The 17,688-nt window shown below is 69.4% G+C and carries 15 protein-coding genes and 2 pseudogenes; 8 read left to right on the forward strand and 9 right to left on the reverse strand.

The genetic code is table 11. The annotated features are described in order from the left end of the window. Positions 1–903: 903 nt before the first annotated feature. The gene (locus tag ACZ6TU_RS37800) at positions 904–1,755 is read right to left on the reverse strand and encodes an alpha/beta fold hydrolase (protein WP_466350228.1); all 852 of its coding nucleotides are present in this window, start codon (positions 1,753–1,755) and stop codon (positions 904–906) included. Positions 1,756–2,192: 437 nt separating this feature from the next. Between ACZ6TU_RS37800 and ACZ6TU_RS37805 the strand changes: the two genes are divergently transcribed. Beyond that, positions 2,193–2,798, forward strand: a complete 606-nt coding sequence (locus ACZ6TU_RS37805) for a TetR/AcrR family transcriptional regulator (protein ID WP_307038895.1) — start codon at positions 2,193–2,195, stop codon at positions 2,796–2,798. Positions 2,799–3,632: 834 nt separating this feature from the next. Here the strand turns inward: ACZ6TU_RS37805 and lpdA are convergent. Together lpdA and ACZ6TU_RS37815 are read right to left on the reverse strand one after the other, a co-directional pair. Further along, positions 3,633–5,045 (reverse strand): dihydrolipoyl dehydrogenase, encoded by a 1,413-nt coding sequence (gene lpdA / locus ACZ6TU_RS37810; protein ID WP_469553313.1) that lies wholly within the window; start codon positions 5,043–5,045, stop codon positions 3,633–3,635. Between the two features lie 210 nt (positions 5,046–5,255). Next, the gene (locus ACZ6TU_RS37815; RefSeq protein WP_469553314.1) at positions 5,256–6,434 is read right to left on the reverse strand and encodes a saccharopine dehydrogenase NADP-binding domain-containing protein; all 1,179 of its coding nucleotides are present in this window, start codon (positions 6,432–6,434) and stop codon (positions 5,256–5,258) included. A 90-nt stretch (positions 6,435–6,524) separates the two neighbouring features. Here ACZ6TU_RS37815 and ACZ6TU_RS37820 point away from each other — a divergent pair, with 90 nt between their 5' ends. Beyond that, positions 6,525–7,157: a TetR/AcrR family transcriptional regulator gene (locus tag ACZ6TU_RS37820; protein WP_469553315.1), complete on the forward strand. Its 633-nt coding sequence runs from the start codon at positions 6,525–6,527 to the stop codon at positions 7,155–7,157. 395 nt (positions 7,158–7,552) lie between these two features. On the opposite strand, the gene ACZ6TU_RS37825 is transcribed toward ACZ6TU_RS37820, so the two are convergent. Further along, positions 7,553–8,425 (reverse strand): alpha/beta fold hydrolase, encoded by an 873-nt coding sequence (locus tag ACZ6TU_RS37825; protein WP_469553317.1) that lies wholly within the window; start codon positions 8,423–8,425, stop codon positions 7,553–7,555. A gap of 122 nt (positions 8,426–8,547) precedes the next feature. On the opposite strand from ACZ6TU_RS37825, the gene ACZ6TU_RS37830 reads away from it, so the two are divergent. Next, complete coding sequence (locus ACZ6TU_RS37830; RefSeq protein ID WP_469553392.1) at positions 8,548–8,610, forward strand: hypothetical protein; 63 nt, start codon at positions 8,548–8,550, stop codon at positions 8,608–8,610. Positions 8,611–8,662: 52 nt separating this feature from the next. Here the strand turns inward: ACZ6TU_RS37830 and ACZ6TU_RS37835 are convergent, their stop codons facing one another. Then, positions 8,663–9,172: a winged helix-turn-helix transcriptional regulator gene (locus ACZ6TU_RS37835; protein WP_469553319.1), complete on the reverse strand. Its 510-nt coding sequence runs from the start codon at positions 9,170–9,172 to the stop codon at positions 8,663–8,665. Between the two features lie 160 nt (positions 9,173–9,332). Here ACZ6TU_RS37835 and ACZ6TU_RS37840 point away from each other — a divergent pair, with 160 nt between their 5' ends. Then, positions 9,333–10,346: an NADP-dependent oxidoreductase gene (locus ACZ6TU_RS37840; protein WP_469553321.1), complete on the forward strand. Its 1,014-nt coding sequence runs from the start codon at positions 9,333–9,335 to the stop codon at positions 10,344–10,346. Positions 10,347–10,760: 414 nt separating this feature from the next. Here the strand turns inward: ACZ6TU_RS37840 and ACZ6TU_RS37845 are convergent, their stop codons facing one another. Next, positions 10,761–11,786: an enoyl-CoA hydratase/isomerase family protein gene (locus tag ACZ6TU_RS37845; protein WP_469553323.1), complete on the reverse strand. Its 1,026-nt coding sequence runs from the start codon at positions 11,784–11,786 to the stop codon at positions 10,761–10,763. Between the two features lie 184 nt (positions 11,787–11,970). On the opposite strand from ACZ6TU_RS37845, the gene ACZ6TU_RS37850 reads away from it, so the two are divergent. The 3 genes from ACZ6TU_RS37850 (at position 11,971) to ACZ6TU_RS37860 (ending at position 15,365) form a co-directional block, all read left to right on the forward strand. Next, positions 11,971–12,237 (forward strand): hypothetical protein, encoded by a 267-nt coding sequence (locus ACZ6TU_RS37850; RefSeq protein ID WP_469553395.1) that lies wholly within the window; start codon positions 11,971–11,973, stop codon positions 12,235–12,237. A gap of 146 nt (positions 12,238–12,383) precedes the next feature. Beyond that, positions 12,384–13,295: an alpha/beta hydrolase gene (locus tag ACZ6TU_RS37855; protein ID WP_469553324.1), complete on the forward strand. Its 912-nt coding sequence runs from the start codon at positions 12,384–12,386 to the stop codon at positions 13,293–13,295. 180 nt (positions 13,296–13,475) lie between these two features. After that, a complete protein-coding gene (locus ACZ6TU_RS37860; RefSeq protein WP_469553326.1) occupies positions 13,476–15,365 on the forward strand; it encodes an AMP-binding protein in 1,890 nt (629 codons plus the stop codon). Between the two features lie 80 nt (positions 15,366–15,445). On the opposite strand, the pseudogene ACZ6TU_RS37865 reads toward ACZ6TU_RS37860, so the two are convergent. After that, positions 15,446–15,553, reverse strand: a pseudogene (locus ACZ6TU_RS37865) (aromatic compound degradation protein PaaI); the annotation flags it as partial. Between ACZ6TU_RS37865 and ACZ6TU_RS37870 the strand changes: the two are divergent. Then, a pseudogene (locus tag ACZ6TU_RS37870) lies at positions 15,551–15,902 on the forward strand (alpha/beta hydrolase); the annotation flags it as partial. The pseudogenes ACZ6TU_RS37865 and ACZ6TU_RS37870 overlap by 3 nt on opposite strands. Before the next feature lie 208 nt (positions 15,903–16,110). On the opposite strand, the gene ACZ6TU_RS37875 reads toward ACZ6TU_RS37870, so the two are convergent. Then, positions 16,111–16,803 (reverse strand): TetR/AcrR family transcriptional regulator, encoded by a 693-nt coding sequence (locus tag ACZ6TU_RS37875; RefSeq protein WP_466350237.1) that lies wholly within the window; start codon positions 16,801–16,803, stop codon positions 16,111–16,113. 39 nt (positions 16,804–16,842) lie between these two features. After that, a complete protein-coding gene (locus tag ACZ6TU_RS37880) occupies positions 16,843–17,598 on the reverse strand; it encodes an SDR family oxidoreductase (RefSeq protein ID WP_466350238.1) in 756 nt (251 codons plus the stop codon). Between the last annotated feature and the right edge of the window lie 90 nt (positions 17,599–17,688).

Genomic DNA, 17,688 nt, shown 5'->3' on the forward strand with positions numbered 1-17,688 from the left:
AGCGGGCGGCTGCCGGTCCACTACACAACCAGGGCCGGGGGGCAGCACGGCTACAGGTGCGCCGATCTGACACAGGATCAGCTGTTCGCCTTCAGCGAGGGCCTCAGCTGCACGGCGGTGCACGACTCGGACCCGACGGATCCAGAATCCGTTGTCACGTCCACGGGGACGCTGCGGGCCACGGTGACACTGACCAGGACGGGCCGCCGTCCGGCACGGGAGACTGCGCAGGCGTATGCCCGCGACCGCGTCACGAGCGTGACGTGGACCGATCGCGAATGAATGCCTTCACCCAGGTCGACGTCGAGCCGGGCGAATGGGTCGAGGTGATGATCCTCGTTCCCGCCGGTGACTGCACCGTCGTCGTCGCTCGGGACCCGCGTCGTCGGACCGGGTGAGTTCGATCCCCTGCTCGGCCGCGGCTCACGCATCGAGGAGCTCCGCGCCGCCGCCTTCACCGTCGACCACCTGCGCGGAGCGAGCGCCACGGCATCCTCTGGACGGGCCCGGCAACGCGGTGATGCCCGGTGCGTGTGATCGTTTCACTGTGAGCGCGCGGGACGGGACGCTTCACGGTCTCTTCGCGAGACCCGGCACCGAGACAGAATTGCGTGCCGCCGAAAGTCCCGGTCGCCGGACACTGCCGGCGACGGGAACAGACCCGCGGACCCCTGTCGCAGGACAGGCGCGGGGTGACGGCAGGCGGACGACCAGTAGTGCGTGCCGCCTGTCGTGTCGAGGAGCGCTACGAGGTCACGGGGCCGGTACGCACAGGCTGCCCGGGCTCGACGGTGATGACGGCCGGAGCCGTGCAAGGGCCGCCTCACGGCTGTGAGGCGGCCCTTGCACGAAGGCTGACCGGCCGTCGCCCGAGGTTCGGGATCGGCGGCGCGGTCGGCGTCTTCAGGCGGCGAGGAAGTCGGCCACCTGCTTGGTGAAGGCCCTGGCGTGCTGGAAGAGGAAGGCGTGGCCGGCGTCGCCGTAGAGGAGGAGGGTGGCGTCGGCCAGGTGCTGGACGGCGACGTAGGACGCGTGGGCGGGGACCATCACGTCGTGCAGGCCGTTGGCGTACAGGACGGGGTGCTTGATGGACTCCAGTTCGGCCTTGACCTCGTCGAAGGGGGCTGCCAGGAGCTGGCCGATCGCGGCGAGCATGCCCTGCGCCGTCGCCTCGGTGACCGCGGGGCCACCGGCGGCGAGCCGGGGCGCGACGTGGGCGAAGTGCTCGCGCCCCGAGGCGCGGGCCGCTTCCGTCTCCGGGTAGAACAGGTACAGCATGTCCTCCTGGTCGGCGTCGGGCTTGGCCATGATGCCCAGGACCTTCTCGCTCGCCTCCGGCGCACCGGGCACCCAGCCGGTCGGGCCGCTGCCCGCCACGATGATCTTGCGCACCAGTTCCGGGCGACGCGCGGCCAGGCGCTGGGCCACGAAACCCCCCAGGGACCAGCCGAGCACGTCGGCCCGCGCGAGGCCGAGGGCCTCGATGAACTCGGCGGCGCCCTCGGCGAATCCGTCGAGGGAGTCGCGCGGCTCGCCGGTGGTGTAGCCGGTGCCGACGTTGTCGAACACGATCACGTCGTGGTCGGCGGCCAGGTAGTCCAGGAACTCCGGGTCCCACCAGTCGATGGTTGCCCGGAAACGCTGCAGCAGGACCAGCGGGACACCGCCCTGCGGACCCATGCGCCGGTAGGTGAAGGTCGCGGAGGACCCCTCCACGGTGAGGTTCTCGGCCTTGTCTGCCAGATAGGTGCTCATGACGTCCTTCTCTTGCGGGCGGGTGCCCGTCATGTCTCGTGGGTCTGCTCACGCAGCACACCAAGACATGCCGGGTCTGCGGGGTCGCTGCCCTCGGCTGCCCCATGCGGCGAGCCAGGGCTGTGGATCAGGCCGACGGCCTGCTCGGATCACTCGGTCACCGGCTCGCCCCAATTAAATTACGCTCATAATATTAAGCAGGGGCGACTCGGGTGCGCAAGGGGGTTCCCATGGTGAGCAGAGCCCGCGGCCCGGCCGCGGAACCTCCTGCGGGCCGGCGGCGCAAGCGGTCCGGCGCGGCGGGGGCCGAGGGGCGGCGGCCCCGCCCCGGCCGCGAGGGCGCCGGAATCCGGGGTCATTGAATTACGTTCACAATACAATACATTGGAGGAGCCGACGGAGGGCGAGCGGCCCACCCGGCACGTAGAGGAGTTGCGGTGCGATACAGGAAAGAGCACAAGCAGGCCACCAGGCAGAGGATCATCGAGACGGCCGGCCGCCGCTTCAAGGAAGACGGCATCGACGGCTCGGGCATCACGGCGCTCATGAAGGACGCCGGGCTGACCAACGGCGCCTTCTACACCCACTTCACGTCCAAGGACGACCTGGTGGCCACCACGATCGCCGACCAGCTGCAGGCCCAGAACGCGAGCATCGTCGCGCACGCACAACCGGGCCGCGCCGGCCTCGAACAGATCGTGCGCTGGTACCTGTCCCCCTGGCACCGTGACAGCCGTGACGTCGGCTGCCCCTCCGCCGCCCTGCTCGACGAGATAGGGCGCTGCACACACCCCACCAAGCAGGCATACACCGAGGGCGTCCTGGCGGTCGCCGACGGCATCGCCGCGCGCCTGGCGCCGGGCGACCCGCTCTCGGTCCGCCCCATGGCACTCAGCTCCTACGCCATGATGGCCGGCACACTCCAGCTCTCCCGAGCCCTCGCCGACCCGCAGCTCGCCGACCAAGTCCTCGAACAGGGCATCCACAACGCCCTCGCCCTCCTGGGCATCGAACACGAAGGGGACACCAGGACGGCGCACTGACTGGCGTACACACAGACACTGCGGAGCGCGCGCCGCACCGCCCGCGCCGCGCCAACCCCTCACCTGCGGCGCGACACCCCTACGGGAAGAGGCGTCCACTCGACACCCGGAGCCTGCACGCGGACCCGTCCACCCTCTACGCCCAGGCACGACGCCGCGGGCGTCGTCCGCCACAAGGACCAGCCGGCCGGTCCGGGTTTCGTGGACTCGCCCAGGTGCCGCATCAGCTCGTCGTACAGGTCGAAGCGGACTGCCCATCGGGCTGCAGGCCATGGGCCCGAGCGGAGGCGATCTCACCACCATCGAATTCGCCCCGCTGCTCGGCCGGGAAGTAGACGGGTTCGTGCCGCCTCCGGCCCTCGTCCAGATCTGACCGCCCAACCCGGGGAACCAGGAAAACGACGCACACCACCCGACCCGCACGTGTCACGGCCGCCGCCGGATTCCGCCTGCCACTTCTCCAGAGCACACCGCGACCTCGTCAGCGACGACCGCATCGCACACGACGTCTTCGGCGCCGCAGCCAGCCGGATCGCGACCCAGCCAAGGTCGTGGCCAGGTCGTAGATCTCGTACAGGGCGATCCTGCCGGGCCCTCCTGTTCGGGGAAGCCCGGATACCCACCTGCTTGTGGTCACGCTGGGGGCGGCACTGACGGCCCGCGTTCTTGTAGACGCCTGGACCAAGGACATCTCGGCGTTGAGCTTCTCACATGCCTCCGAGAACCCCCGCCCCGGATCGCCCCGCACCAAAGGATCAGGGCCCTCGGAAGCTCGAGGGCGCGAAGCCGTCCGAGCACCCACGGGCCCTGTTGCCGCGTGACGAGCACATCCCGCTACATGTTGATCATGTGGCCGGCGAGGCCGTGGACGGCTTCCTTGACCGCTTCACCAAGGGTGGGGTGGGCATGGACGTTGCGGGCGACCTCGTGGACCGTGAGGTCCCACTGCTGGGCCAGGGTCAGCTCGGGCAGGAGTTCGGTGACGTCGGGGCCGATGAGGTGACCGCCGAGGAGCTCGCCGTACTTGGCGTCGCTGATCAGCTTCACGAACCCGGTCGCGTCGCCCAGGCCATGGGCCTTGGCGTTCGCGGTGAACGGGAACTTGGCGACCTGGACGTCGAAGCCCTTCTCCCGCGCCTGCGCCTCGGTGTAGCCGAAGCTGGCGATCTGCGGCTGGCAGAAGGTGGATCGCGGGATCATCACGTAGTCCAGCTCCATGGTCTCCGCGTCCGCGATCGTCTCGGCGGCGACCACGCCCATGGCCTCGGCGGCGTGCGCGAGCATCAGCTTCGCGGTGACGTCGCCGATGGCGTAGATGTGCGGGACCGAGGTGCGGCAACGGCCGTCGACATCGATCGCACCGCGCTCGGTGACCCTCACGCCGGTGTTCTCCAGGCCGTACCCGGTGACGTTCGGCGCAAAGCCGATCGCCTGCAGGACCTTGTCCGCCTCCAGCACCTGCTGCGCGCCGTCCTTGCCGGTGACCGTGACACGGACCTGCGCGCCCGACTCGTCGATCGACTCGACCCGGGTCGAGGTCAGCACCTGGATCCCCAACTTCCGGTACTGCTTCGCGAGCTCAGCGGAGACCTCGGCGTCCTCCAGCGGGGCGATCCGGTCCAGGAACTCCACGATCGTGACCTTGACACCGTAGTTGTGCAGGACATACGCGAACTCGACGCCGATCGCGCCGGCACCGGCGATCACGATCGACTGCGGCAGGTCCTCGGCGAGGATCTGCTCCTCGAACGTCACCACGCGCGACGTACGGCGGGTGCCGGGCAGCAGCTTGGGGCTCGCCCCGGCAGCGATGATGCAGTGATCGAAACCGATGGTGCGGGTGTTGCCCTCGTAGTCGGCCACCTGGAGCGTGTGCGGGTCGAGGAACGTGCCGCGACCGCTGATCTCCGTGATCTTGTTCTTCTTCATCAGGAAGTGGACGCCCTTGACCCGGCCGTCCGCGACCTTCCGGCTACGGCGGAAGGCCTCCCCGTAATCGAAGGAGACCTCCCCGTCCACCTTGATGCCGAAGGTCTTCGCCTCGCGCGTGAAGATGTGCGCGAGCTCGGCGTTGCGCAACAGGGCCTTGGTGGGGATACAGCCCACGTTCAGACAGACGCCGCCCCAGTACTTCTCCTCGACGACCGCGACACGTTTGCCCAGTTGGGCAGCCCGGATGGCGGCTACGTAGCCGCCGGGGCCCGCGCCGAGTACGACGACGTCGAAGCGCTCACCCTGCTCGTCCATGGACGGCTTCCTTTCCGCTGGGGCGACCGACTCCCGCGAGGGCCGATCGCTCCCGATCGAACGATCTGTTCATCAACACGCCGGCGGCGGCATCCGCCACCTCCCGCCAGGGGGAACCGGTGGAGGCGACCGTATGGTCCGCCATCTCGGCAGCGGCTTCCCGACGTCAGCTTCAGCGGCGCGGCACGGTGATCTATGCCCGCTCAGTCCTCATCGACGGCGGGCCGACGCCTCGTCGGCTTCGTGTACTCCGGCCTCGGCGGCACCGAGCCTGAGAGTGTCGAGGCCGAAGGCGGCGACCGGGCCGTGCGCGCCGGGCTTGAGAACGGCATCCGGCTGTGCCGCGCGGGCGGCGCCCCATGCCAGGAGGGATCCCGTCATCTCGTACGGATCGGGTCCGGTGAGCGCCGTCGTGGCCAGCGGTCGGCCCCGGCTGTCGCGGGCGACGGCGATCACCAGGGAACGGCCGTCGGGATCCGGCTCGCGCCGGGATCCCGGGAGCCGCTCGGACCACCGCTCCAGGGCGGCCCGCACCTTCGCCGAGCGCAGCAAGGGCGCCTGGATCGTGGCGGCGATCTGCACCGGGCGCGTCCACCGTCCGAACCACCCGAGGCCCACCTCGACGCTCTCCAACTGGGGAAAGACCTCCGGCAGCCCGAGATGCTCCGTGCCCGGGACGGTCATGGACGCACGTTTCACACCGCCGTAATAGAAGGTACGCACCCGCTTGCCGACCCGCTCGTCGACCACACGGGCGGTGGCCCAGGGACGCGGGCTGCGGTAGGCGAACCCGTCCCCGGCCGCCGCAGCGACCAGCGTCTGACGTGTGCCTCCCGTGGTCAAGGTGTACGCGTCCCGCAGGGTGCTCCGGTAGAGCAGCTCGTCCCCGTGTCCGGAACGGGTGATGAAGTATCCGGCCTCCACGTGGCGTGCCCGCTCGCCCGCCCGCGTCAGGGCGAGCGCGCCGGCGAGGTTGCCCGGCACGTAGTCGTAGCCGAACGCGGGCACAAGGGTCGCTCCCCGGACGGCCGCGACGGCGTCCAGCTCAAGCAGGACGCGGCGGGCGAAGGTCCCCTCCCCCGTCGAGTCGAAGTAGTGGGCCCCCACCCGCGCGGCAGCCGTGACCGCGGCCATACCGAGCCGCATGAACGGACCGATCGTGGAGACGACGACATCGCTGGGCTCCACGAGGCGCGTGAGGTCGGCCGTCGAGGTGACGTCGACCTCGGCCACCGGCAGGTCCGCCTCGAAGCGGTCCGCCAGGGCCAGCATCCTGGTCCGGCTCCGCCCGACCAAGGTCGGCTTCTCCCCTCGTGCGAGCAGTTCCCGGAGCACGCGCTGCCCGGTGTACCCCGTCGCACCCAGCAACACGATCCTGCGCTTTTCCACGGCTCCGCCTGCCTTCCGGAGGGCACTGTCACGATCGACTGACCCTCGGTCATTCACTGACCTCAGGTCAGTGAATATACGATGGTTCGCATGCGAGGCCCAAACCGACGACAGATGTACGCGGAGCAGACCCGGGCGGACCTGGTGACGGCCGCACGGAAACTGTTCGTGGACAACGGGTTCGCCAACACGTCGGTCGAGGCCATCACCGGGGCGGCACAGGTGAGCAAGGGCACCTTCTACAGCCACTTCCCGGACAAGAAGGCGATGTTCGCCGAGCTCTACACCGAACTGCTACAGCAGGTCGGCGCCCTGAGCGACGCGACGTGCGAGGCGATCCGTGCGACAGGGCCGGACCAGCCCGCCCTGACCGCGGTCGCCGATCTCACGCACGCCTTCCTGCGGCGGACCATCGACGACCCCCTGCACCGGGAGCTGACGGCCCAGGCACCCTCGGTCCTGGGAGAGCAGTACCGGCACATCAACGACACCGTCGCCCAGCCACCCATCGAACGGCTGCTGACCGCTTTGGCCGAACGCGGTGAGCTGCAACCAGACGTTCCCGTCGCCACTGTCGCCAGACTGCTGCTGGCCGGCCTGTGCGAGGGCAACCAGATCATCGCCGCCGCAAGGAACAGAGAGGAAGCCCTGACCAGGACGTTCCATGCGCTCACCCTGCTGATGTCGGGCGTGGCGGCCGACAACATCAGCGCCCGCGGTTGATCTGAACCGGGGCCTGACGGACGGCGTCGGCGTATGACGACCCGCCTCGGCCGCGTGGCCTGTCGTCAGCGTGCTGCCTCGTCCTCGAACCCTGGCCGACCGCATGGGCCACCGGAGGAACATCATGTTCTTCGCGGCGAGATGCCGCATCGTCGCGTCGGCATTTCCGGCATTCGCCGGCTTCCTCAGCGGCAGTCCCGGCATGGGCGCAAGCGGCCTGTGCGCAGGAAGCTCTTACGGCATCGGCGTCCTCCCCGAGACCTCACACAGGGAACCCGACACCCAAGCTCTGACCACTCTGTTCAACTCCCGACTTCGCACACATCCGTTCGCCGCTCTTGATCGTGGGTGCTCTCCAAGGAGATCGCCGATGCGCTCATGGACAAAAACCCGCGCTAAACAGCCCTTGCGCCAGCCAGGAATGGCCGCAGATGCGCCAGCAGCGCTGTCGGCTGCTCCTCCGGGATGAAATGGCCGCACTCCGCAATCTCGTCACCGATGACGTCGTCCGCGTACTCGCGCCAGATTTCCAGCGTCGGCAGGCGGGAGGGCAGCCCCACGGAACCCCACAGCGCCAGCACCGGCATGGTGAGGCGCCGGCCCTCGGCGGCGTCGATGTCGTCGAGGGCGACGTCCTGCTCCATGGCGCGGTAGTCGTCGAAACTCGCGCGCAGGGCACCCGGACGGGAGAACGCCCGGACGTAGGCGTCGACTGCTTCGGGTGTCAGGCCGTGGCGGTTGTAGGTCCAGCGCTCGAAGAAGTACTCGAGATATCCGCGGATGTCGCGTCCCACGAGGCGCTCTGGAAGGTCGGGTTGCATCTGGAACAGCCAGTGCCAGTACCCGGAGGCGAGGGAGGCATCCAAGCGACGGAACATCTCCCGGGTGGGCACGATGTCGAGTACGGCCAGCCGCTCCACCTGCTCGGGGCGATCCAGCGCCCAACGGTGCGCCACACGGGCGCCGCGGTCGTGCCCCACGACCGCGGCCTTCTCGAAGCCGAGCGCTTCAACGAGACCGGCGATGTCGGCAGCCATCCGCCGCTTGTCGTAACCGGCCGTGGGTTTGTCACTCAGGCCGTAGCCGCGCAGGTCGGGCGCCACGACAGTGTGGTCGGCCGCGAGATCCGCCAGCACCGGCCGCCAGCAGTCGGAAGTCTGCGGCCAGCCGTGGAGCAGCACGAGCAGGGGGCCGGATCCGGCTCGGACGTAGTGCAGGCGGATCCCGTCCACCTGCTTGACTCCGGTCGTCACTGTCGGCTGTCCCATCAACGCGCCTCCTCGGCACGACAAACCGTCTTATATCCGGCGGGTACGCGTCTGCGGTGCGGACGAATGCGCCCTGCGCTTCGTGGACCGCTCCCCCTGCCCGCAACCGCCGCTGGTGCTCCATGTCCCGCTGCGGCAACCGCACAGAGGTCCGTCTCCACCAGGCCGGGCCAGGCGGAGTGTGAGTACACCCCGGCAGACTGACCCCCTCGAGCTCCTGGCGCCACCGCGCTCAGGTCACTCGGCGGGCCTCAGACGAAAGGCGGGGCCTGGGATGCTCTCGATGTCTTCCGGCTCTACGGCGTGGCCCCGGTCGCAGCGGATCCGGGCGTCGACGTGCGCGCCGCATCCACGGTGCCGCGCCAGCATGGCCGGGCCCTCGGGGTCGGCGCGGTAGCGGTCACCCCACTGCAGGAGCCCCATCACGGCCGGGACCAGATCCGCACCCTTGGGCGTGATCACGTACTTCGGCCGGCTCCGCGAGCCCGGCTCCTTGTAGGCCTCGGTGGCCAGGATCCCTTCCTCCACCAGCATCTTGAGCCGCGCCGCGAGGAGGTTGCGAGGACAGCCCAGAACACGTTCGAACTCACTGAAACGGGATGATCCGTACCAGACCTCGCGCAGGATCAGGATCGTCCACTTCTCACCCACGACCTCAAGGGTCCGGGCGATCGAGCAGTTCGACGTGTCCCGGTCCAGGCGGGGGTCCCTGCCGGCGTCCTGAAGAGTTTCGGTCCTCGCATCCATGCAGTGATACTAACCTCTTCTGAGTTTACTTTTCTATACTCAGCCAGTAGCGTCATGACCAGCAGCTCCCCCGGCCGCACGCGAGAAACGGGGCGCACAAGGGGACCTGCCCGAAGCATCACATCGAGCACCGGAACACCCACACAGAAAGGCGGCCGGCATGAAGGCCTTCGTCGTCGAGAAGTACGGCAAGGACGGCGTACGCGCCGCGGAGGTACCCGAGCCCGCCGTCGGGGACCGCGACGTCCTGGTCAGAGTGAGCGCCGCCGGCGTCAACCCGCTGGACAAGATGGTCCGCAACGGGGAGTTCAAGCAGCTCCTGAAGTACAAGCGCCCGTTCGTGCTCGGCCACGACGTGGCGGGCGTCGTGACGCGGGTCGGTTCCGCCGTCCGCGGCTTCGAGGTCGGCGACGAGGTCTACGCCCGTCCGCGCGACCTGCGGGTGGGGGGCTTCGCGGAGTTCATCGCGATCGACGTCGACGATGTCGCGCCCAAGCCGGCCTCGCTGTCCCTGGAGGAGGCAGCCGCGGTGCCGCTGGTGGCCCTGACCGCCTGGCAGGTCCTCGTCGACCGCGCGCACGTGAAGCCGGGGCAGAAGGTGCTCATCCACGCCGGAGCCGGGGGGCTCGGGTCGACGGTCATCCAGCTCGCCAAGCACCTCGGCGCCACGGTGGCGACCACCGCAAACCCCAGGAACGAGGAGCTGGTCAGAAGCCTCGGCGCCGACCTCGTCGTCGACTACACCACGGAGGACTTCTCGAAGGTGCTGTCCGGCTACGACCTGGTGCTGGACTCCGTGGGCGGGGCGAACCTGGAGAAGTCGCTGACCGTGCTCAAGCCCGGCGGTCTGGCCGTCAGCGTCGTCGGCCCGCCCGACGCCGGTTTCGCCAGGCAGCTCGGCGCCCCCTCCGTCCTGGGCCTGGTCATGAACACCCTCAGCCGCAAGGTCCGCAAGCGGGCCAAGGCGCTGGGCGTGCGCTACGAGTTCCTCTTCATGCAGGCCAACGGCTCCCAACTGCGCAAACTCAGCGCCCTCTACGACAGCGGGAAACTCCGCCCGGTCATCGACAGCACTTTCCCCTTCGACCAGACCCTCGAGGCGATGGCATATGTCGAGCAGGGCCGCACCAAGGCCGGCAAGGTCGTGGTCTCAATGGTTCCCGGCAACGACTGAGACGCGGCCGGCAACAGCCCCTCCGTCCCGGCACGGTCATCAGAGGACGACCCCGTTGGCGGTCCACATCGCAACTATGTCGCGGAGAGCTGCAGTTGCAGGGGTTCGGGTCATTCGGCACGCCGCATGCCCGCGACACAGCGCGGCGCGCGGCTTCAGATGCCCGCGCGAAGTGTGCCCTGCCGCCCCACATCCCGGTAGATCCTTCCTCGCCACTCGGTCCAGAACGCGCGCAACCGCGACAACGGTGGCACGCTGTCGCCGTGGTCGATGAGATCCGGCTGTACGGACGCGGTCAGACCGCTCGCATCAGCGGCCTACCGGTTGTCATGATCGGTACGGCTGCCGCATGCGTTCCCCTTTCGTTGACGCGCGGCCCTCCTGCCCCTCCCCTCGCGCAAGGCTGTGTCCTGCTCACGGCGGACATGCTCCGGACGGCATCGTCCGCCCGCCGAGCGACGCACGTTGCCAGGTGGGAGCGCGGTCCTTGTCGACCAGGGCGGCACGGACGCCCTCCAGGAAGTCCGGCGTGCGGATGGTCGTGCGCGTGAGGGCGAGTTCGGCCTCCAGGCACTCGCGCAACGTGCGCTGTCTGCCCCGGGCCAGCAAGGCGTGGGTGATCTCCAGGCTCTGCGGCGAGGCGGACTCCAGGGCACCCAACGCGGATGCCGCCCAAGGGGTGTCGAGCCGGCGCAGGCGTTTGTCGATCTCACCGAGGGTCGACGCGCCGAAAGCCCAGTCCACATCCCCGCGAACCTCCGCCAGCCTGCTCTCCGCCACCGGGGAACGGCCGGCGAGGCGGTTCAGGACGACGTCCACCGGCTCATCGGGGCTGTCGGCCAGGGCGTCCCCCACCGTGTCCAGCTGGTCCGCCGGAACGAAATGCGTGGCCAGCCCCGTGTACAGGGCATCGGCCGCGTCGATCCGCTGCCCGGTCAGTCCCAGGTACATGCCGATCGCGCCGGGCAGCCTCGGCAGAAAGTAGCTCGCCCCGATGTCAGGGAAGAACCCGATCCCGGTCTCGGGCATCGCCAGCACCGCGCGTTCGGTGACGACACGGAAGCCACCGTGGACCGACAGCCCCAGGCCGCCGCCCATGCACAGGCCGTCGATGAGCGACACGACCGGAACGGGATACTCGGCGATCCGGGCGTTGAGCCGGTACTCGGACGCGAAGAACCGCTCACTGGCCTCGGCATCGCCGGCAAGGCTGTGCTCACGGATCGTACGGATGTCCCCACCGGCGCAGAACGCCTTCGTGCCGGTACTGGCGAGCACCACAGCGGACAGCGGTGCCTGCTCCCATGAGGCGAGCGCACGGTCGATGGCGGCGACCATGTCCGTGGTCAGGGCGTTGAGCGCCCCAGGCCGGTTCAACAGGATGCGGCCGACGCCCCGGTGGACATCGGCGAGAATCTCGGCCGCAGCGTGGTCAGGCATGGCTCGTCATCTCGTCCCCGCGGACCTGGCTGTCGTGGCCATCACGTTCCTTGACTCGCTGTCGGCGCCGCGGGCTTGAGGGGTAGACACCAGGCACCTCAAGATCCTTGCACAAGGCGCGGAGCGCCTCGACGAGCTTACCGGCGGCCACGGCGGGGCTGCGGCACCGCCTTCGCCCCCCGCCCTGGGACGCGTTCGCCGCCGGTACCCCAAGCTCCAGGTCGAACTCATCACCGCGACACGGCAGCTCGCCCTGCGCCCGTCCGGTTTCGATCCTGCTCTCGTCATCGGCGTTCCCCCCAGCAGCCGCCTTATGACCGAGCACCTCACCGACTGCACGACCTCGCACTGGATCAGAGCGGACCACCTCTCACCCCCGGCCTCCAGGGCCCGGGGCGATTGCGCCGTTGGACGTCCCCGGTCGAGATGGGGCCCATCTCCGATGCCCTGAAGGGCCTCCTCGCATCCATGAGGCTGATATCACCCCATCTGAGTTTACTTTTCTATACTCAGCCAGTAGCGTCATGACCGGCACATCGACCCGGCTGCCGCAGGGGAACCCGGCACGGCACCCGCCCGAGAAGGAGCACCACCACCATGGGAGTAAGCCCACAGGCACACGAGTTCGCGGAGTTCCTCGCGAGCGTGAGCGCGAAGTCGGCGACACCGGGCCTCGACCTGGCCGTCATCCGTGACATCGTCGACTCCAACCACAAGGCGTCGAGCGAGCCGGAAGGCGTCACCTACGCCGAAGTGGACGCGGGCGGCGTCCCCGCCCTGTGGGCCATCCCCGAGGGCGCCAACCCCGACCGGGCGCTGCTCCACTTCCACTTCGGCGGATCCGTCACCGCCTCCATGCACTCCGACCGCAAGGCCGCCGGTCATATCGCGAAGGCGGCCGGCGCACGGTCGCTCGTCGTGGACTTCCGTCTGGCGCCCGAGCACCCCCACCCGGCGCAGCTCGACGACGCCGAGACCGCCTACCGGTGGCTGCTCTCCCAGGGCTACCAGCCGCAGAACATCGGCAGCACGGGCCACTCGATCGGCGGCACCCTCGCGGTGATGCTGCCGCTCCGCCTCCTCGCCAAGGGCGAGGCGACCCCCGGTGCGATCGTCAGCGTCTCGCCGTGGACCGACCTGACCATCCAGCACGCGTCGGTCGACGAGAACGAGGACAACGACAAGATGCTCAGCCGCACCACCCTCGAACTCTTCCGGGGAGCCTGGCTGCAGGACCCTTCGGTGGACTTCGCCGCCCCCGAGATCAGCATCGCGAACGCCGACCTGACGGGCCTGCCGCCCACGATCGTCTACTACGGCGAGTACGAGACCCTCGCCGACGACGGCGCCGAGCTCGGCCGCCGGCTCTCCGACTTCAAGGTGACCTCCGAGGTCCACGCGATGCCCGAGGGGCAGCACTCGTTCGTCCTCGGCGCGGGGCGCGTACCCGAGGTGGACCAGGCCATCGGGCAGATGGGCCAGTGGCTCCGCAAGCACCTCGGCGCGTGAGCGAAAGCCGCGCCGGACGTCAGGTCTGCCCCTCAGGCCGCCGCACCACCGCGATGCCGGTGACCGGCCCACCGGTCAGCGGCATCCTGCTCGACCACGCCGGGCGCCATGCGGTACGTGTGTCCGACACCGTTCCGCACGCAACCACACCACCGTCCCGATGCCACAAAGGAGTGCGCGATGGGAACGTACGAGGATGTCTTCCGCGCCAGTACCGAGGACCCGGAGCGCTTCTGGCTGAAGGCGGCGGAAGGCATCGACTGGGATGTCACCCCGCACCGCGCCCTGGACTCCACGGGCGCGCCCTTCTACCGCTGGTTCCCCGACGGACGGCTCAACGTCTGTTTCAACGCACTCGACCGGCACGTCGAGGCCGGCCGGGGTGAACAGCCCGCGCTCGTCCACGACTCACCCGTGACCGACACCCGACGCACCTACACCTACGCGCAGTTGAGAGACGAGGTGGCCGCCTTCGCCGGAGCACTGGCGGGGCTCGGCGTGGGGCACGGCGACCGGGTCGTCATCTACATGCCGATGGTCCCCGAAGCCGCTGTCGCGATGCTGGCCTGCGCACGGATCGGCGCGGTCCATTCGGTGGTCTTCGGCGGGTTCGCCCCGCGCGAACTCGCCCTGCGCATCGACGACGCGGCCCCCAAGGTCGTGGTCTCCGCCTCGTGCGGCATCGAGGGCCAGCGTGTGATCGCGTACAAGCCCCTTCTCGACCAGGCGATCCACCTCGCGGCCCACAAGCCGGAGAAGAGCGTCATCCTGCAACGCCCGCAGGAGCGGGCCGAGTTGGGGCCCGACGATCTCGACTGGGCCGACGCGGTCGCGGCCGCAACGCCGGCCGACTGCCTTCCCGTCGCCGCCACCGATCCCCTCTACATCCTCTACACGTCCGGAACGACCGGAAAACCCAAGGGAGTCGTCCGGGACTGCGGCGGCTACGCGGTCGCGCTCCAGTGGTCGATGGGCGCCGTCTACGACGTGGGCCCGGGCGAGACCATGTTCACCGCCTCCGACGTCGGCTGGGTCGTCGGGCACTCGTACATCGTCTACGGGCCCCTGCTGGCCGGCGCCACGACGGTCCTGTACGAGGGCAAGCCGGTCGGCACACCGGACGCGGGCCAGTTCTGGCGCGTGGCCGCCGAGCACCGGGTCAAGACCATGTTCACGGCGCCCACCGCCTTCCGGGCCATCCGCAAGGAGGACCCGAAGGGCACGCTCACTGCGGATCACGACCTGAGCGGCCTGCGCCACCTGTTCCTCGCCGGCGAGCGCCTCGACCCCGAGACCTACCACTGGGCGAGCGCCCTCCTGGGCATCCCGGTGATCGACCACTGGTGGCAGACCGAGACCGGCTGGCCCATCGTCGCCAACCCGGTCGGCATCGAAGCCGCTCCCCTCAAGCCCGGGTCCCCCACCCGCCCGCTGCCGGGCTGGGACGTCCGCGTCCTCGATGCCTCGGGCGAGCCGGTACCCGCGGGCGTCGACGGCGCGATCGTGGTGAAGCTCCCCCTGCCGCCCGGCGCGCTCCCCACCCTCTGGAGGGACGACGACCGCTTCGTCGCCTCCTACCTCTCCGCCCACGACGGCTACTACCTCACCGGCGACAGCGGCCACATCGACGACGACGGCTACGTCTTCGTCATGGGCCGCACCGACGACGTCATCAACGTCGCCGGACACCGGCTGTCCACCGGCAGCATGGAAGAGGCCCTGGCCGCCCACCCCGACGTCGCCGAATGTGCCGTCATCGGGGTCGCCGACGAACTCAAGGGACAGATCCCGCGCGGCTTCGTCGTCCTCAAGACAGGCAGCGACCGCGAACCGGGCGAGGTCGAGGCCGAACTCGTCCAGCTCGTACGGACACGCATCGGCGCCGTCGCCTCCCTCAAGGACGTCACGGTCGTGGCCGCCCTGCCCAAGACCCGCTCGGGAAAGATCCTGCGCAAGACCATGCGCGGCATCGCCGACGGCCACGACGAACCCATCCCCTCCACCGTCGACGACCCCGGCGTCATCGAAACCCTGCGCCCGGTTCTCCGCCGCGCCGATCGCACGCCGTGAACGGCTGCCCCGGGACATGAGTCACGGGGAGCACGTTCCACACCGACGGACACCGGTGCCGATCACTTCACGCGCTGGATAGTTTGACGACTCTGGCTGACAACCGTGCCGATCGCCCGCACCGTGCCCGTGTCCACGGTGATCCGCCGCAGGAACTTCACCGTCAAGTCCAGCGAGGTGTACGCCACGCGATGGCGGGCCTCGGCGTGTGGGACCGCACGGCCAACGAGAGCGGGTGGACCGCGTTGCTCGGCGAGCGGCGCGTGCGGCCCGGACGTCTCCCCGTACGCCGCCCCGGCCCGCGCGGAGGATCTGTCCGGGCTGCCCCCGGCCTTCCTCGACGTCGGCTCGGCCGAGACGTTCCGCAACGAGGTCGTCACCTACGCCACCCGCCTGTGGCAGGCCGGCGGAGTCGCCGAGCTCCACGTATGGCCCGGCGGCTTCCACGGCTTTGACGGCCTCGTCCCCCGGGCAACCCTCTCCCAGGCCTGCCAGACGGCCCAGATGGAGTGGCTGCGCCGACTGCTCGCGGAGTAACGGGGCAGGCTGGAGCCCGAGGGGCACGCGGCCGACGGACTCGACGGTGCGGAGTGCCGACCCGGCTCGGCCGACTGCCGCTGCTGGTTGCTGGAATGACCGGTCGCGCTCGCCCGTGTTCGTTGCCGGTCGAGTCACCCCTACCCGCGGCTGTCCTGGCAGGGATGACGTCTTGGCGTTGTGGCAGCGTGAACAGGTGGTCCGAGGGTCAGGATCCGGTGCCGTAGCGGCTGAGCATGAGGGCGACGGCTTCGTCCACGATCGCGGCGTCGGTGGGATTGGGCGGGACAAAGTCGGTCCGTACAAGTTGGGGCCACAGGAACTGGCTGCAGATCATGCCGAGGAACTGTTCGGCGACTTCGGCCGCCGACTGTGGCTGTCCGTCGGCCGAACGGAAGTCGAGTGTGCCGGCCTGCGCCTCGGCGTCCAGGTAGTCGCGGAGCCGGTCGAAGAAGGGTCCGCGGTCGATGGCGAAGCCGGTGCCGACGATGTCGGCGAGTTCCGGCATCGTCGGCAGCTCGGTGATGATGAGGCGGCACAGCGCCGCCGTACCGGGCCGCGAGACCAGGCAGGCGTAGTCACGGCCGATGTGGTCCAGACCGTACCGGGGGTCGCCGGGCGGGGGCGGTTCGGCGTACTCCACGTCCAGCTGCCACTGTTCGGAGGTAACGGCCGCGAACAGCGCGGCCTTGGAGGGGTACCGCTTGAAGAGGGTGCCGGTGGAGACGCGAGCCTCCTTGGCGATCTGAGCCAGGGAGGTCTTGTCGTATCCCCGGGCGAGGAAGAGGTCGCGGGCGGCGCGGATAATACGCGCACGGTTCTCCTCTTTGATCTGCGCGTGATACCCGGCCTGGCACGCATCGCCACCGCTTTCCGCTCGGTCACGGTCCGCCACCGACATACCCACGCCCCTCGCCCGTCTCCGGCCGCGTCCCCGCTGTCAGAGGACGGTCTGGCCGCCGTCCAGGATAAGGTCCTGGCCCACCGCGAAGGCGGAGGCGTCGGAGGCCAGATACACGACGGCTTCCGCGACCTCCTCGGGCAGACCCATGCGGCCCAGCGGGATGCCGGCGCTGATCCCCTCCAGCACCGCCGCCTGCACCGCGGGGTCCTCGATCCCGAGCTTGGCGTACAGCGGGGTGTCCACCGGGCCGGGGCTGACCGCGTTGAACCGGATGCCGTGCGACCTGAGCAGGTCCGCGTTCCACGACCGCATCAGAGAGGAGACAGCCGCCTTCGTCGCGGCGTAGGCGTTCGAATGCCCGTAGCCGCCGTGCGCGCTGTTGGACGCGTTGAGGATGACCGAGGACGGGTTGGCCAGCACGGGCACCAGGGCCTGCGTGAGAAAGAAGACGCTCTTGACGTTGATGTCGAAGAGCCGGTCGAAACTGTCCTCCGTGTGGTCCTCGAACGGCCGCCAGTCCGAGACACCGGCGTTCAGGAACACCACGTCCAGCTTTCCGAAGTGCTCACCCACCTGCTTCGCCAGGGCGCGCTGCGCGTCGAGATCGCGTGCGTCGGCCTGCACCACCGGCACCTTGTCCCCGAGGATCTGCCGGGCCCTGTCGATGCTGGCCGGGGTGACGCCCGTGACCAGCACGTCGGCGCCCTCCGCGACAAAACGCTGCGCGGTCTCCAGACCGATACCGCTCGTGCCGCCGGTGATGAGGGCGCGCTTGCCCGCAAGACGATTCATGGTGAATGTTCCTCGCCGAGAAGTAAGGTAAGTCGATGAACTCACCACCGGAAGGTAGCCCCCGCACCACCCTTAAGGCAAGTCGATCCA

This window comes from Streptomyces sp. NPDC052064 (assembly GCF_055585925.1).